The organism is Candidatus Enterococcus ikei, assembly GCF_017316105.1.
GTDB lineage: Bacteria > Bacillota > Bacilli > Lactobacillales > Enterococcaceae > Enterococcus_L > Enterococcus_L ikei.
Genome location: NZ_JAFLWD010000008.1, coordinates 64,602 through 81,937 on the forward strand (window position 1 = coordinate 64,602; position 17,336 = coordinate 81,937).

Here is a 17,336-nt window from a genome sequence, read left to right on the forward strand (position 1 = left end):
AGGAAAAAAATGGATGCAATCGAAAAAATTGTTGAACAAATTCTAGAAAAAGGTCACGAAGAAGTAGCAACGCTAAAACAAACCGAAACCCTAAGAATTGATCATGAGTATCAAGAGATGGAAGAAGCGTTAGTTTTACAAGAAAGTAAATTGATCGAAAAAAATCAGGAACAAACAAATAAAGCCTTTAAACAAAAACAAAATCGTCAGCAATTGGATATTAAACAAGCAACATTAAATCAGAAGCAAGTTTATCTAGAAGAGCTTTTTTCAAAGGTTGTTGAACGAATGAGTCACTGGACTGAAATAGAATTTCAAACTTTTGTCGAACAAATCATTGAGCAGTTGCCAATTGAAGGAGAAGTTCAGTTAATGTTGGGCGAATTTTCCAAAGGTAAGTTATCAGATCAATGGCTGTTAGAACATTCTTCTGAAAAACTGATATTTGTACTGCAAAACGAACTGATTTTAGGTGATGGTGGATTTATCATTGCAAAAGAAGGGATTGAATATAATTTCTTGTTTTCAAGTCTGGTTCAGGAAGTCAAAAAAATGGAAAGTTTTCAAATCGCAGAAATGCTGTTTCAATAATAATTTTCAAAAAAGTAAATCAGTTGCTTCGTTTTATTAGCAAGTTCCTCCGAAAAAAATACCTGTGACAAAGATTGTTGCATTTATTTTTTCCTATTTTTAGTCGGAGCAAATCGAGCTAATTACGTTTTTAAACTAGGAGGATCATGATGAAAGACACTGCGTATAACCAAATCAATCCTTTGATACGTCTTAAAGAAACAGAACTTTTGAGCAATAGTCAATATGAACAACTATTAAACGCAAAAAATACAAAAGAACTAAAAGAGATTTTAAAAAATACTATTTATGGAACGTATATGACAGATGATTTTGCTGATCAGTTTGAATATATTTATTCAAAAGAAAAAGGGAGATTGTATGAGTGGTTGTATGAAATGGCGCCAGAGCCTGAAATTATAGCAATTTATACGTCTAGAGCCACTTTTCATAACTTGAAAGTTTTAACAAAAGCTGAACTGACAGGGGAAAATTTGGATCATCTGTTTATTGAGGATGGACGCTATTCAATAGAAACACTAAAAAGTGCGATACGCACTCGGATATCCACTGAATTACCTGAAACATTGATGAATGCAGTTCTTGAAGTATTGGATTATTTTCAAGAATCATCCACACTTCAAGCGATTGATATTATTTATGATAGGAATTTTTTAACGTTCCAAAGGCAATTAGCGGAATCTATCGGGGTTAAAGATATTGTAGCAGAAGTTACAGCTTTTATAGATTTGACTAATATTTCTACAATGGCCAGAGGAATCATTCAAGGACAGCACGAGAATTTTTTATCAACGGTTTTATCTAGTTCGGGCAATATCTCTAAAGAAACTTTTTTAGAATATACGGAGCAGCCGTTAACTGTCTTTACAGATTTTGTCCTAAATACAATCTATGGTGGGTTACTTATACCAATTGTTTCCACTGAAACAAAAGAATTAGATTTAATTGCTTTTGAAAAGATAAAAGATGATTACCTGACAAGTTTGTATGATAAAGCCAAGATTATGGCTTTTGGTCCGTTACCGCTATTAGCTTTTTTAAACGCTAAGGAAGTGGAATGGAAAAATCTCCGTTTGATTCTAGTTAGTAAAAGAAGTAACTTTCCTATAGATGTTGTTAGAGAAAGGATGCGGATAACGGATGGTATATAAAATTGGTGTAATTGGCGACAGAGATTCCGTCATGCCGTTTAAACTGTTTGGATTTGAGGTCATTTATGCAGCCTCAGCGAAACAAGTCAGAGAAACAATCGAAATGATGGCTAAGGGTAACTTTGGAGTGATTTTTATTACAGAAGATGCCTCTGAATTAGCTGTAGAAACGATTGAGCGTTATAAAAGTGAAGTGACACCAGCGATTATTTTGATTCCAAGTCATAATGGAACAAAAGGGATTGGCTTGAAAGAAATTCAGGAAAATGTTGAACGAGCGGTTGGGCAGAATATATTGTAGAAAGCAGGAATATATTCAGCGTTACTTTGATCTAGCTTTGCAGGCTAACTCCTCGGAAAAAAGATAACCTATGAATAAGGCAAAAAGCGCCTCAGTCATAGTTTCCTATTTTTCAGTCGGAGCGAATCGAGCCTGCTCAGCTTTTCTAAATAGGAGGAATGATTTTGCAAACTGGTAGAATTATTAAAGTATCCGGTCCCTTAGTTATGGCCGAAAATATGTCTGATGCAAGTATTCAGGATATTTGTCATGTAGGAGAATTGGGTGTTATAGGAGAAATTATTGAGATGCGCGGAGATGTTGCATCGATTCAAGTATATGAAGAAACTACAGGAATTGGACCTGGCGAGCCAGTCGTAACAACAGGAGAGGCGTTGTCGGTTGAACTTGCACCAGGTTTGATTTCAGAGATGTTTGATGGTATTCAACGTCCTTTAGATACTTTTGCAGAAGTAACTGCAAGCAACTTTTTAAGCAGAGGGGTCCAGATTCCAGCGTTAGATAGAACAAAAAAATGGATTTTTGAACCAAGTGTTGCGGTTGGTGAAGAGGTAACGGCAGGAGATATTATCGGTTTTGTCCAAGAAACAAAAGTGATCCCTCATAAAATCATGGTGCCCTTTGGTGTTAGTGGAGTAGTGAAAGAAGTCAAAAAAGGTGAATTTACGATCGAAGAAACCATTTATATCATCGAAACCGTAACTGGTGAAAAAGAATATACAATGATGCAAAAATGGCCTGTTCGCCGTAGTCGTCCAATTTTGGAAAAATTAAACCCAGATGTTCCTCTTCTTACAGGCCAACGAGTTATTGATACCTTTTTTCCAGTAACTAAAGGTGGATCAGCAGCTGTTCCCGGTCCTTTTGGTGCTGGGAAAACTGTGGTACAGCACCAAATCGCTAAATGGGCAGATGTTGATTTAGTTGTTTATGTGGGCTGTGGTGAACGAGGCAATGAAATGACTGATGTACTGAACGAATTTCCTGAATTGATTGATCCAAGTACTGGTGAATCTGTTATGGAGCGTACAGTGTTGATCGCCAACACCTCTAACATGCCAGTGGCAGCTCGTGAAGCATCGATTTACACTGGTATCACAATTGCAGAATATTTCCGTGATATGGGCTATTCTGTCGCTATTATGGCAGATTCAACTTCACGTTGGGCAGAAGCATTGCGTGAAATGAGTGGACGTTTGGAAGAAATGCCAGGTGATGAAGGGTATCCAGCGTACCTAGGTAGCCGTTTAGCTGAGTATTATGAACGTGCTGGACAAGTTGTAGCGTTAGGAAAAGATCATCGTGAAGGCAGTATTACAGCCATCAGTGCGGTTTCTCCGTCAGGTGGAGATATCTCTGAGCCAGTTACTCAGAATACTTTACGAGTGGTAAAAGTTTTCTGGGGATTAGATGCTACTTTAGCACAAAAACGTCATTTTCCATCAATCAACTGGCTGCAAAGTTATTCTTTATATGATTCAGAAGTTGGTAAATACCTAGATCAACAGCTTCAAGTTGATTGGTCTCAAATGGTTATGGAAGGCATGCGTATTTTACAAGAAGAGTCGCAATTAGAAGAAATTGTTCGTCTTGTCGGAATCGATTCATTATCAGACAAAGATCGCTTGACTTTAGAAGTGGCTAAATCAATTCGTGAAGATTATTTACAGCAAAATGCATTTGACGAAGTAGATACATTTACCTCTAGAGAAAAACAATATAAAATGCTACGTTTGATCTTAACTTTTTACAAAGAAGGGCAACAGGCATTAACTTTAGGCGCTTATTTATCTGAAATCATGCTTGGAACAGTTGGATTAAGGAATCAAATTGCCAGAAGTAAATATCTACCAGAAAATCAAATCGATCGGTTAGATGGTTTGGTGGATGAAATCAAACAAGTTTTAAAACAAATCGTTGCAGATGGAGGGATGACGAATGATTAAAGAGTATCGTACGATTAATGAAGTTGTTGGTCCCTTGATGATTGTTGAAAAAGTCGAAGGAGTCAAATATGAGGAATTGATCGAAGTTCGCATGCAAAATGGTGAAATTCGTCGTGGTCAGGTGCTTGAAATCAATGGTGATAAAGCGATGGTCCAGATTTTTGAAGGAACTAGTGGCATCAATCTTCGTGATTCAAAAGTTCGTTTTTTAGGTCATCCTTTGGAATTAGGTGTATCAGAAGATATGGTCGGTCGGATTTTTGATGGTTTAGGTCGACCTAAAGATAATGGTCCTGAAATTTTATCGGAAAAAATGGTTGATATCAATGGGGAAGTCATTAATCCAGTGGCTAGAGATTATCCTGATGAATTTATTCAAACAGGGATTTCTGCAATCGATCATTTGAATACCTTAGTTCGTGGTCAAAAATTGCCTGTATTTTCAGGCTCTGGCTTGCCGCATAAAGAATTAGCGGCACAAATTGCCAGACAGGCAAATGTTTTGAATAGCGACGAAGAGTTTGCGGTTGTTTTTGCTGCAATTGGGATTACTTTTGAAGAAGCCGAGTTTTTTATGGAAGATTTCCGTCAAACTGGAGCAATCGATCGTTCTGTGATGTTTATGAATCTAGCTAATGATCCTGCTATCGAGCGAATCGCTACACCGAGAATGGCGCTAACTGCAGCAGAATACTTAGCGTATGAAAAAGGTATGCATGTGCTAGTAATTATGACGGATATGACTAATTATTGTGAAGCCTTACGTGAGATTTCGGCAGCTCGTCGAGAAGTACCTGGGCGTCGTGGTTATCCAGGCTACCTTTATACCAATTTAGCTACACTGTATGAACGGGCTGGTCGAATTCGCGGGACAAAAGGTTCTGTAACACAGATTCCGATTTTAACGATGCCAGAAGATGACAAAACGCATCCAATTCCTGATTTAACAGGATATATCACTGAGGGACAAATCATTTTATCTAGAGAATTATATAAAAGTGGCATTCAGCCACCCATCGATGTGCTGCCTTCGTTATCTCGGTTAAAAGACAAAGGGACTGGAGAAGGGAAAACGCGGATCGATCATGCGCCTACAATGAATCAATTGTTCGCAGCTTATGCTCAAGGGAAACAAGCTAAAGAATTGGCCGTTGTTCTTGGTGAATCAGCTTTATCAGAGGTAGATAAAATTTATGCTAAATTTGCTGATCGTTTTGAAAAAGAATATGTCAATCAAGGATTTTACAAGAATCGTTCAATCAATGAAACACTAGACTTAGGTTGGGAATTATTGTCTATGCTTCCAAGAACCGAACTAAAACGAATAAAAGACGATATGTTAGACGAATATTTGACTGAAGGAGAGTGATCAAAAGTGGCACGGTTAAATGTGAATCCCACAAGAATGGAACTCTCTCGTTTAAAGAAACAACTTGGCACAGCAACTCGCGGACATAAGCTATTAAAAGACAAACAAGATGAGCTCATGCGTCGCTTTATTTTACTAGTCAAAAAAAATAATCAACTACGAATCGATGTAGAAGAAGAATTGACAAGTGCATTATCAAATTTTGTACTGGCTAATGCGACCTTAAATGAAGCTTTTATCGAGGAATTAGTAGCGATTCCAGCAAATGAGGTAACCCTTGATATCATCGAGAAAAATATTATGAGCGTTACGGTTCCAATCATGAATTTTCATTATGATGAAACGGCCGTGGAAGCTCCTTTAAATTACGGTTATTTAAACTCAAATGCAGAGCTCGACGATGTTTTTGGGAAAATTTCAGCTATTTTACCGAAGTTGTTGGAATTGGCTGAAGTGGAGAAGACCTGTCAGTTGATGTCTGAAGAAATAGAAAAGACACGTCGTCGTGTAAATGCGTTAGAATATATGACGATCCCTCAATTAGAAGAAACAATTTATTATATTCAGATGAAATTAGAAGAAAATGAACGAAGTGAGATTACTCGGTTGATTAAGATCAAAAACATGGGTAATTAAGTCGAAATTAGAAGTAAAAGGCAAGCGAGTGATGACTCCTTTGAGTCAGCTCGCTTGCCTTTAATTTTACTTTAGACATGATTATAAAAAAAGATTATTGAGAGAGAACGTCCTTTGATGACGCCTTTCAATAATCTTTTTTATCATTATTTTTTTGGATATTCATTACTTTGCACAGACCATAATTGATCTGTGACCATTGAAATAAAAGAGATTCCAGCATCTGTCTGTCCATTAGTAAATACTGTCAAAATAAAAGGATGTTCTGTTTCCAATATCCCAATATCATGTAGAAAACCTTCGTATGAACCAATTTTATGTGCAACTTTTCCAGATGTTGTGGGGGTATCCATGCGTTCATGGAAAACAGTGTTTTTCATGTAATCATAAATCGTTTGATATTCCTGATTAGATGATTTTTCTTCGTATAAAATCTTGAGAATTTTCGCAGCATCTTCAGAAGTGAATTTTGCGTCATCCCAATCTGTTTCTTTTTGTAAAAAGTGGGCGTAAAGCGTTTGTTTGGCTTTTACATCGCCACCGAAAGTATCATATAACATATTTTTAGCAATATTATCTGAATAAGTGATGCTATATTCTTGTAAAGTTCTTACTGAATATGTTGGTTGTATATTGTTGATGATGATTCCAGTACCATCTTCGTAATCTTCTTTTTCGTTAAATGAAAGTTGATCCTCCCATTTTAAGCTACCAGCTTGAACTTTGTCAGCAACCATCATAGCTAAAGGGACTTTAATTGTACTAGCACTGTAGAATTCTTTCATTCCATCAACAGAAAGTTGTTTACCTGTTGTTAAATCAACGTAAGTCATCCCAACATCGCCTTTGAAACTTTTTGCAGCATCAATCATTGTTTGATTTATTTTATGGTAAAAAGCCGTTAATTCGGGGCTTTCTGTTACTTTAGGTTCCGGATTTTTACTGGCAGAAGTAGATGTAGTTTTAACTGGAGCATTAATTTTTTCATTTGTTTCTGTTTCGTTTGCGTAATCTACTGTATGGGTAGAAAAAAAGAACGATACGATTAAAAAGAAACAAATAGAGAAAATCATCCCATATAGAGTCATTTTCTTTTTTTCCAAATAGCTTACGTTCCCTTCAAAAAAATTAAATCTTAAACCAATCATACCAAAGATTAATTAAAGGAAACTTAAAACCTCTAAAATCTTTTGATAAAAATGCGACCATCATCATTTAATCATTTTTCTATTTCTTTTGCAAGATTTGTTGAGAATATAATGATGTATTTGTCATTTAAGTTTTATTTAAGGTACGTCAACTAAAGTAATGAATGTTCACAAGCATACTGTGCTTTTATATTGAGGAGGAATTATATGAATTTTATCAAACGAGCAGGATTAAGTATGAAGGCAAAAAAAGGGCGAACATTTTTATTATGTGCTGTTTTTTCAGCTATTTTGATTTTTGTCTTAGCAGGATTGACAATTAAAAGTGCTGCCTTGACTGCGACAGAAAATGCTCAAAAAAGTATCGGTGCCACAGTTACCTTATCTGCTAATCGCGAGGCTGCAATGAAAAAGAGTCAGGCGAATAGCGGCAGTGAAAGGCCAGATCCAGGTAGTTTTAGTTTAACGCCTGTTTCTTTAGAAGATGCTCAAAAAATTGCAGCTTTAACAAATGTGAAGTCTTATTCATTTTTATCATCTTCATCAGCTGGCGCAGGTGACGGTATCACGCCTATATCTAGTGAAACAAGTGAGAACACAACTTCTGAATCAAACAACAATGAACAGACGAATGAGTCAGGAGAGGAAAATCAACCTCAAGAAAGTGGACGTATGGGTGGAGGCCCAATGTCTGAAATGAAGCAAAGTGATTTTCAAGTAAGTGGTGTAATGGATCTATCCATGTTGAGTGATTTTTCTGAAGGTGTTGCTGAAATCACGAGTGGTGAGGCAATCAACGATTCGGATGAAGGAACAAACAATGTTGTGATCGAACAAACATTGGCTGAAGCTAATGGATTAAGTGTAGGAGATACATTCAAAATAACTAGTCCAGACGATGAAACAACAACCTATGACATGACTGTTAAAGGAATTTATAAAACTTCTGAAAATGGTGACAGTATGGGAATGCAGTTTAATTTTTTAAACCCATCAAATACGTTGTACACATCTTATACATTTGCTAATACATTAAAAGGAGAGAATGCAAAAGGAACCATTGATTCAGCTTTTTATACCCTTGATGATCCCAAAGAAATGGATACTTTCGTTAAGTCTGCTGAAAAATTGATCGATACAGAAAACTTTAGCCTGCAAACAAATGATCAGGCGTATCAACAAATGCTACAGCCTTTAAATAATGTTGCAAGCTTTGCTAAAAATATCGTTATTCTAGTGGCAATTGCCGGAGTGATCATATTGACCTTGATTGTTATGATGACGATTAGAGAACGACGCTATGAAATCGGAGTCTTGTTGTCTCTTGGTGAATCACGGTTTAAAGTTGTTTTACAATTTTTCAGTGAAATCATTCTCTGTATGTTTGTTGCACTAGTAATTGCCACGTTTAGCGGAAATATTGTAGGAAATGTAGTTGGAGAGCAGTTGATTAATCAACAAACTGAAACTGCTCAACAATCTGGAAATAATCAAGGACAACCAACTGAAATGGGAAATAGAGGAGAACAGAGAAAAGGCGGACCTGGCGGTGGCATGAGCATGCTTGGCGCAAGTTCTGAAGAAGCAGCGAAAGCGATCGAAGAGTTGAATATTTCTGTTCAGCCAAAAGAGATCGCAACATTAGCGGCTCTCGGATTATTGATCAGCTTCTTTTCAATCGTTTTATCCTCCATTGGAATTTTAAGACTACAACCTAAAAAAATACTAACCACATAGAAAAGAGGAAATGCGATGTTGCAAACACAAGAAGTAGGATATTGGTACAAAAATGAACAAGAATTTCTGTATAAGAATGTAAATTTAGAATTTCAACGTGGAAAAATGTATGCTATTTTAGGCGCAAGCGGTTCAGGGAAAACAACTTTTCTTTCCTTGATTGCAGGTTTAGATGTACCAAAAGCAGGTACTATTCTTTATAATGGTGAGTCATTATCTAAAATTGGGCTTAGAAATTATCGTAAAAATGATGTTTCGATTATATTTCAAGCGTATAACTTGTTGCCTTATATGTCTGCGCTGGACAATATCTTAACGGCAATGGAAATATCTAGTTCAAAACAAGTGGATAAAAAGACCTATGCTCTGGAAAATTTAGCAAGTGTAGGGATTGATGAAAAGCTTGCTAAACAAAATGTGACACAACTTTCAGGTGGACAGCAACAACGTGTCGCAATCGTCAGAGCACTATGTTGTGATCATGAACTAATTGTAGCTGACGAACCAACAGGTAATTTAGATGAAAAAACGTCAAAAGACATTGTTCAGCTATTTCAAAAAGTAGCGCATGAACAACAAAAATGTATTATTATCGTAACTCATGAGCAGGAAGTCGGGAATGCATGTGATGATGTTTATGAATTGAAAAATCAACAATTTGACTTAATCAACTAATAGAAGAGCCAAGAGACAAAACGGATGATTCGTTTTGTCTCTGAGCTCTTCTGTTTTTTTTATTTATGTTTATAAGAATAGTGATCATGGTTATCTAATCGCTGTTTCAGCTGTTTAGTATCTTTTATCAAAGATAAACCGATCGTTGTGTCTTTGACTTTCAATCGTTTTACCTGACGATCTACAATTTGACGTGTGGAAATAATATCATCATTTTTTTCGATAGCAGTTTTTTTGTCAGAAAAAGGTTTATGAGCCGCTAATTGCATTCCGAAAGAATTATACAAGAGTGTGTATCCGCCGATTCCAGTCACTTTTTGATAGGCTCGTGAAAAGCCGCCATCAATCACAATCATTTTTCCGCTTGCTTTAATTGGAGATTCACCTTTGAGTAGTTTGACAGGTGTATGCCCATTGATGATATGAGCATCTGGTTCATTGATTGAAAAGGCATTTAAAATACGGCAACAGATCTCAGGATCATTTCTTAACTCATAATAAGCATTTTTCTCCTCAATATGGGTTTCACTATCTTTGATAAAATAACGTTCGAATGTTTTCATAGCTTTTTTTCCAAAGAGTGATGAACGTTCACCGCACCAAAGATACCAGACGAGATCAGTTGAAAAGTCTTCAGTTTGCCAAGGTTGCTCAAACGATTGTTTAATATTAGCTTCAAAAAAATCAAGTAAGCTTTTACCACTATACGTTTTTTTATTGAATAACACTGATTGAAAAGATCCATCTTTGTTAAGAGGGATACAGCCATGTATCAATAAATTTTTATTATAGGAAAGATAAAGTGAGCCTTTTTCTATGAGAAAAGCCATATGCTGATTTAATTTTTGGGCATGTTGAAATTGCTCTAGTAAATCTGTGATAACTCGTTCTTCATCCTTAGATAGTTGATAAGGATTATTCCAATCGATTGTTTGAAAGCAAGTATTGACTAAATTGTAAGTTTGTTTATTAATCGTAAGCTGGTTTTCTTGAATTGTATTCAATAACAATCGATGCTCCATCTGAAATTCTGGTCGCCGTTTGATAATTTGACCTTCTAACTTTTCTTGGATGATCGCCATTGCTTGCTGAATTTTCATCGAATCAGTTACTTCGGCTATTGAAAGCTTTCTGTAAGGATTTTCCTTAGGCTTAAAATGGATATTCTCATGATAGGTTTTACGACTAAATGATTTTAGTAAGTGTAAATCAATACCATACGCATTTTCTAATAGATCAAGATTGCCATAACGGGCGCAGATCCGCAATACATTTGCTAAACAAGCTTTTGATCCACTCACGGCACCTAGCCAAATGATATCGTGATTTCCCCACTGAATGTCTAAGGAATGGTACTCAGTTAAAGAGTCCATAATTTTGTCAGGATGAGGCCCACGATCATAAATATCTCCAATCACATGAAGATGATCAATGACAAAACGTTGAGTCAAATACGCTAAATCAGTAATAAAATATTCTGCTTCATCAAGTTCGATGATTTTTTTGATTATTTGACGATAGTAGGCTTTTTTGTCAGTGGTTTCATCGTACTGATAAATCAATTCTTCTAAGATATAGGCATAGGTTTTAGGTAAGGCTTTACGAACTTTGGATCGAGTATATTTACTTGATGAAAAACGAACGATAATCAGCAGATGTTCAATAGTTTCAAACCACCAGTTTTGAGATAAAGTGTGTTGTTTTTTTAAAGACTGAATTTTTTCTTCAGGGTAATAAATCAAAAAACACAATTCATCCATTTGTTCTATAGAAAGTTCTTGATTAAATAGAGTATGAACTTTGTTACGAATACTTCCAGAACCGTTTCTTAAAATATGATTGAAGGCATCAAATTCCCCATGAAGGTCGCTGATGAAATGTTCGGTTCCTTTGGGTAAATTTAAAATGGCTTCTAGATTAATAATTTCAGCAATCAGTTCTTTAGATTGAAAGTTGCTCATCTGCACGACTCCTTAGCGTTCGTTTTGGGCTAAATCTTCGATGATCGTTGTTGTTTCTTCAATAGATTTTTTATCGACGTTGATTACTAAAGCATTATATTTTTCAAAAACGCTATTTGCATAATCCAACTCTTCTTGAATACGATCGGCATTTGTATAGGCAGAGTCTTCTTTTAACCCTAAAGAATGCAGACGAGATTTACGGATGTCCATTAAACTATCGATACTTGTTGTTAAACCAATGATTTTTTTAGGATCGATTTGGTCTAGTTCAGCAGGTAAAGCAACTTCTGGGATCAAAGGCAGGTTCGCCACTTTATGATTTCTGTTTGCCATATACATACTCAATGGTGTTTTAGATGTGCGAGAAACACCTAATAATACATAATCAGCTTCTAAAAAGCCTTTTGAATCTTTACCATCGTCATACCGAACCGCAAATTCGATTGCTGAAACACGACTGAAGTATTGTTCGTTTAACTTATGGATAGCCCCAGGTTCTTGTAAGGGCTGAACGCCAAAGGTTCCCTCAACGATTTCACTTAATGGACTCATGTAATCGACATATTGTAGTCCGGTACGATTAGAGAAGTCTTTGACTAAATTTACAAGTTTTTTATTCACCAATGTTGTGACTACAACAGCTTTATCATGTAGAGCATCTTTTAAAATGGGCTGTAATAATTCTTCATCAGTGATGAAAGGGAAACGTTGAATATCGCTCATATCAATACTTGGATATTGTGCTGAAACGGCTGAAATGATTTTTTGTGCAGTTTCTCCAACGGAATCTGATACTAAATAAATTTTGATTTTGTTCTTTTGCATAAATGCACGCTCCTATTTTTTTTATAGTTCTAAATTTGTCTCTTTTTAAATAAATTTTAAAAGAGCAATCGTGAAGAACCTTTTTATTTGTTAATAGTTTTCTTTTTCAATGTCATTACCTGCATTAATAAAGTAAGCCATCATCCTAGTTTTTGTTACTTTACCGATTACTTTTTTTGGTTGATTGATCTCAACGACAGGCAATGTATCAATACTATGTTGCATCAATAATCCGCCCGCTTCTAGAATAGTCCGGTCGCGAGTTATCGTAATAATATTAGGCATACGGCTCATGATCATAGCAACAGGGGTTTTTTCTGTATTAGGGTTACTGATCGCAGCTCGTAATAAATCTTTACGAGACAAAATGCCGTTTAACTCATCGTTGTCATCTTTAACATATAAAGAGCCAACATCATACATAAATAAATTTGTTACGGCATCATAAACCGTTGTACTCTGATGGATAAGTATGGGTGGCAACATAATATCTTCTACAGTTTTTTTGTACAATTTTTCATAAAGCAAAGGTTCAATTGTCTGACCTGTATAAAAATAGCCAACTTTTGGTCTCGCATCAAGCAAACCAGTCATCGTCAAAATAGCTAAATCGCTTCTCAAGGTTGCTCGGCTTAAACCAAGTGTTTTAGCAATGCTGTCTCCACTGATGGGCTCATTTTCCTTGACGATTTTGATGATCTCTAATTGTCTTGAGGTAAGTTTCATTTTATCAACCTACTTTCTTAATGTGACACACTAATTATTATATATTTCTTATAAAAATAATGCAACAATAAAAAAAAGTTACACTATTACCTGTTGACTTTCAATGTGATACACAATATAATCGTTTTTAAAGTAATGTGATACACTATATAGAAACGAAGGAGAGTTTGCTCGTGAGATATGTCATTGATTTTTCAGAAGGAAGTAAAGAACAAGTAGATTTATTAGGAGGCAAGGGAGCTAACTTAGCGGAAATGACAAAATTAGCATTACCTGTACCGACTGGTTTCACCATTACCACAAGAGCTTGCTTAGATTATTTACAAAAGAAAGAATTTGATTCAAATGAGTTAAATATGGAAATCCGACAACATATTGAGAGTATGGAAAGAAGAACGAAGAAAAAATTTGGGGCAGCAGCTGATCCACTTTTAGTTTCAGTGAGAAGTGGTTCGAAATTTTCAATGCCGGGAATGATGGATACGATTTTAAATTTAGGGTTAAACGATGAAACTGTGATTGGTTTGATTCAAAAAACAGGCGATAGTCGTTTTGCTTATGATTGTTATAGAAGACTTTTACAAATGTTTGGTGATGTAGTTTGTGGGATTGATAAAAATCGATTTGAAGAACAATTGGATTTTTATAAGTCAAAGAATAAATATGTTTTGGATACTGAAATGCAGGCAGAAGATTGGCAGAAATTGGTAGCGGTTTATAAAGATATCTTTTTGGAAGTCAGTCATCAACCATTCCCGCAAGATCCATACGAACAGCTAACTTTAGCAGTAGAAGCCGTTTTTCGTTCATGGAATAACCGCAGAGCGATCACATATCGTCGTTTACACAATATTTCAGATTCATTAGGAACAGCAGTCAATATTCAAGAGATGGTCTTTGGAAACTTTGGTTCTAAAAGCGGTACAGGGGTAGCATTTACTAGAAATCCTGCGACAGGAGAGAAAGGCATTTTCGGGGAGTTTTTACTGAATGCTCAAGGAGAGGACGTAGTAGCAGGGATTAGAACACCTCAACCGATTAGTGAACTTGAACTGTTGATGCCAAAAGTATATCAAGAATTTTTGAAGTTAAGCGGTTTGTTGGAGAATCATTACAAAGATATGCAAGATATTGAATTTACGATTGAGAATGGGAAACTCTATCTTTTACAAACTAGAAATGGGAAACGAACAGCTAAATCTGCATTCAAAGTTTGCATTCAGTTGGTAGAAGAAGGAATTATTTCTAAAAAAGAAGCCATTCAGCGAATCAATCCAACAATGGTGACGCAATTACTTCATCCTGTTTTTGAACCAGAGTGTTTAAAAGAGGCTGCCATTTTTGCAAAAGGGTTACCAGCGAGTCCTGGGGCAGCCAGTGGAAACATTTATTTTACGGCAGAACAAGCGAAAAAAGCGAGTGAACAAGGGGAAAAAGTTATTTTAATTCGTCAAGAAACATCGCCAGAAGATATAGAAGGAATGGTCGTTAGTGAAGCCATCGTGACTTCTAGAGGCGGCATGACATCACATGCTGCTGTTGTAGCTAGAGGCATGGGTGTATGCTGTGTTGCAGGCTGTGAAGAAGTTTATGTGGATGAATTTTTGGAACAAGCAACCGCAGATGGGGTTACTTTGCATCAAGGTGATCCTATTTCTGTAGATGGAACAACAGGAACCATTTATAAAGGTAGTATCCCTTATGTACAAGGCGATGAATGGCAAGTCTTAGAAATTATTACAGATTGGGCTAAAGAGGCGGCAAGTATTGATGTTAAAGCGAATGCTGAAACACCAGCAGATATTGAAACCGCATTAAAATTAGGTGCGGAAGGGATTGGTTTAGCAAGAACGGAGCATATGTTTTTCGGGGAAGAACGAATTTTTGAAATGCGGAAAATGATTCTTGCAGAAAATGAAGAATCACTCATGGCACCTTTAAATCAACTAAAAGAATTTCAAAAAGAAGATTTCCGAACAATGTTTACTTTATTAAAAAATAAATCATGCACTATTCGTTTATTAGATCCTCCGTTACATGAATTTTTACCGCAAACGGAAGAAGAAATCATACACTTAGCAAATGCCACAAAACGAACAAAAGAGCAAATCAATCATCGAATCGCAGAGCTACATGAGCAAAATCCGATGTTAGGGCATCGGGGTTGCCGTTTAGCTATTACAACGCCGCAAATTTATGAAATGCAAGTCGCCGCCATTATTGAAAGTGCCATAGAAGTCTCTCAACATGAAGGCAATTCAACAATTGTTCCAGAAATCATGATTCCGTTGATCGGGAGTCAAGAAGAAATGCTTTGGTTAAGAGAACGTCTTGTTCGGACAATTCAAGAGATTTTTGATGAGAAAGAACAAGTTATCCCATATAAAATTGGAACGATGTTAGAAATACCAAGAGCTTGTTTAACTGCTGAAAAAATCGCAGAAGCCGCTGACTTTTTCAGTTTTGGTACGAATGATTTAACTCAACTGACTTATGGTTTTTCTAGGGATGATTCAGTCAAATTTATAGGTGCTTACCAAGACAAACAGCTTCTAAAAAACGATCCATTTCAACATATCGATGAAGAAGGTGTTGGTATGTTAATGAAAATTGCTGTTGATAAAATAAGAGAGGTTGATCCGACAATTAAAATCGGCGTTTGTGGTGAGGTTGGCGGAGATCCTCAATCTATTCGTTTCTTGAAAAAGATTGGTGTGGATTACATTTCGTGTTCGCCGTATCGGATTCCAGCTGCTATTTTAACCATTGCTCAAGAGTCGTAGAAAACATTTGAAAATCTATATCTAAGTTCCGTGAGATGTGAGTGAGACAAAAGTTTATTAAGAATCAAAGGCTTCGGAAATTTTCTAAAGACTGCACAATGCGTTTATGCATTGTGCGGTCTTTAGTCTAATCGTTAGATTTTTACAGCTTCGTTTGAAAAAATTAGGTACAGGGAGTCACATAGAGTATTACTTGTTTGGTGCGTTGCTGTAAGTCCAGCTTTTCATTTTAGTCTGCTTTTCATTCAGTAAATGGTATAATTTATTTGAAATGGATAAAGGAAGAAGTGTACTGAATGAGTAAACGATCAAAAGGCTACATTATTGTAGGATTGCTAGTTTTGTTTTTATTAATCGGATGGTTTTTTAATAAGGAAAACGGCTTTTTTGAAGAATCCGGCTCTGAGTCGAAGCAAAATGTCAAAGGTGAAGAAACTGCTAAATCAGAGATGAAAAAATATATTGATCAAGAAATCAAAGATGCTCATTTTCAAGGAACTGCATTGATCGTCAGTCAAGGAGCTATTTTTTCTCAACAAAGTTATGGGTATGCTGATGCAGAAAAGAAATTGTCTAACAAAGTGGACAGTGTATTTCCTATTGCTTCTTTGCAAAAAATAATTACGGGAGCAATTATATTAGAATTAGTAAAAGATGATCAACTTACGTTTGATACGACGTTAGATTCATTTTTTCCAGAAGTTGATTTTAGTCAGGATATTACCATCAGAGAACTGCTTAACCATAGCTCTGGAATCATGATGGAAGAAGAAGAGCCTGCAACACTGTTAAAGGATCAAAAAAGCCAACTTGATAATACTTTAAAAACATTGACTGTTACACAGGACAAAGAATTTTTTTATACAAATGGAAATTATACGCTGTTAGCCGGCATTATTTCCAAAATTTTACAGCAACCTTATGAAGAAGTTATTCAAAAGAAAATCATAGAAAAATTAGAATTAGAGCATACGTATTTTTGGGATGATTTACCTAAAAATGAAACGAAAGCACAGCCGTATTTTTATATAGGACAAGATTATCAGCCTGATCCTTTTCCAACAAGTGATAAGTTGTTTTCCAGTTTATTAGGGGCAGGGAATATGTATATGAGCCCTGAAGATTTTCTTGTGTTTCTTCAAAGCTTAACTAATGGGCAACTTTTTGATCAAAATGAATATGAACAGCTTGCTGGTGTAAAAAACGAAGGCTATCAATCAGGGATGATTTATTTTGATGAACTAAAATATTCTGAGGGAAATCTCGGTGGCTACGACACAGTCATTTATGGAGATCAGAATAATCAAGATTTAGTCATTCTTTTTGCAAATCAACAAGCCGAAGACGGGATGAGAGAGTTAAGTGAGAGAATCTATCAAGTTCTTTCCGAGTGAGTGTTATTGATCAGAAGACGATCAATATAAAGAGACTAAATTTCTGATTCCGTTGTGAAAATGATGAAAAATAGATAGGAAGTTTTTCAT

14 protein-coding genes are annotated in these 17,336 nt (G+C 35.9%); 10 read left to right on the forward strand and 4 right to left on the reverse strand.

What is annotated here, in order from left to right; genetic code table 11:
* The first annotated feature begins 9 nt into the window (after positions 1-9).
* From JZO69_RS03495 to JZO69_RS03520, 6 genes are all read left to right on the forward strand, one after another.
* Positions 10-591: a hypothetical protein gene (locus tag JZO69_RS03495; protein ID WP_207111507.1), complete on the forward strand. Its 582-nt coding sequence runs from the start codon at positions 10-12 to the stop codon at positions 589-591.
* 149 nt (positions 592-740) lie between these two features.
* On the forward strand, positions 741-1,742 hold the full coding sequence (locus JZO69_RS03500; RefSeq protein WP_207111508.1) for a V-type ATPase subunit: 1,002 nt from the start codon (positions 741-743) through the stop codon (positions 1,740-1,742).
* Positions 1,732-2,043 carry a V-type ATP synthase subunit F gene (locus JZO69_RS03505; RefSeq protein WP_207111509.1) on the forward strand — a complete coding sequence of 104 codons (312 nt, stop codon included), beginning with the start codon at positions 1,732-1,734 and terminating at the stop codon, positions 2,041-2,043. Before JZO69_RS03500 ends, JZO69_RS03505 begins: the two co-directional genes overlap by 11 nt.
* Positions 2,044-2,207: 164 nt before the next feature.
* Positions 2,208-3,989, forward strand: a complete 1,782-nt coding sequence (locus tag JZO69_RS03510; protein WP_207111510.1) for a V-type ATP synthase subunit A — start codon at positions 2,208-2,210, stop codon at positions 3,987-3,989.
* Positions 3,982-5,358: a V-type ATP synthase subunit B gene (locus JZO69_RS03515; protein WP_207111511.1), complete on the forward strand. Its 1,377-nt coding sequence runs from the start codon at positions 3,982-3,984 to the stop codon at positions 5,356-5,358. The genes JZO69_RS03510 and JZO69_RS03515 overlap by 8 nt, the downstream gene beginning before the upstream one ends.
* Before the next feature lie 6 nt (positions 5,359-5,364).
* Entirely contained in the window at positions 5,365-5,994 is a 630-nt protein-coding gene (locus tag JZO69_RS03520) for a V-type ATP synthase subunit D (protein WP_207111512.1), read from the forward strand.
* Between the two features lie 146 nt (positions 5,995-6,140).
* Here the strand turns inward: JZO69_RS03520 and JZO69_RS03525 are convergent, their stop codons facing one another.
* Positions 6,141-7,097 (reverse strand): serine hydrolase, encoded by a 957-nt coding sequence (locus tag JZO69_RS03525; RefSeq protein ID WP_242586518.1) that lies wholly within the window; start codon positions 7,095-7,097, stop codon positions 6,141-6,143.
* 252 nt (positions 7,098-7,349) lie between these two features.
* Here JZO69_RS03525 and JZO69_RS03530 point away from each other — a divergent pair, with 252 nt between their 5' ends.
* Together JZO69_RS03530 and JZO69_RS03535 are read left to right on the forward strand one after the other, a co-directional pair.
* On the forward strand, positions 7,350-8,879 hold the full coding sequence (locus tag JZO69_RS03530; RefSeq protein ID WP_207111513.1) for an ABC transporter permease: 1,530 nt from the start codon (positions 7,350-7,352) through the stop codon (positions 8,877-8,879).
* Between the two features lie 15 nt (positions 8,880-8,894).
* Positions 8,895-9,554, forward strand: a complete 660-nt coding sequence (locus JZO69_RS03535) for an ABC transporter ATP-binding protein (protein WP_207111514.1) — start codon at positions 8,895-8,897, stop codon at positions 9,552-9,554.
* Positions 9,555-9,613: 59 nt separating this feature from the next.
* Here the strand turns inward: JZO69_RS03535 and JZO69_RS03540 are convergent, their stop codons facing one another.
* From JZO69_RS03540 to ccpN, 3 genes are all read right to left on the reverse strand, one after another.
* Positions 9,614-11,515 carry a fructose-1,6-bisphosphatase gene (locus JZO69_RS03540; RefSeq protein WP_207111515.1) on the reverse strand — a complete coding sequence of 634 codons (1,902 nt, stop codon included), beginning with the start codon at positions 11,513-11,515 and terminating at the stop codon, positions 9,614-9,616.
* Positions 11,516-11,527: 12 nt separating this feature from the next.
* A complete protein-coding gene (locus tag JZO69_RS03545) occupies positions 11,528-12,343 on the reverse strand; it encodes a pyruvate, water dikinase regulatory protein (protein ID WP_207111516.1) in 816 nt (271 codons plus the stop codon).
* Between the two features lie 90 nt (positions 12,344-12,433).
* Positions 12,434-13,069, reverse strand: coding sequence for a transcriptional regulator CcpN (ccpN, locus tag JZO69_RS03550; protein ID WP_207111517.1), 636 nt, complete (start codon positions 13,067-13,069; stop codon positions 12,434-12,436).
* Positions 13,070-13,242: 173 nt separating this feature from the next.
* Here ccpN and ppdK point away from each other — a divergent pair, with 173 nt between their 5' ends.
* Positions 13,243-15,852, forward strand: coding sequence for a pyruvate, phosphate dikinase (gene ppdK, locus JZO69_RS03555; protein WP_207111518.1), 2,610 nt, complete (start codon positions 13,243-13,245; stop codon positions 15,850-15,852).
* Positions 15,853-16,148: 296 nt separating this feature from the next.
* Positions 16,149-17,246 carry a serine hydrolase domain-containing protein gene (locus JZO69_RS03560; protein ID WP_207111519.1) on the forward strand — a complete coding sequence of 366 codons (1,098 nt, stop codon included), beginning with the start codon at positions 16,149-16,151 and terminating at the stop codon, positions 17,244-17,246.
* Positions 17,247-17,336: the final 90 nt, after the last annotated feature.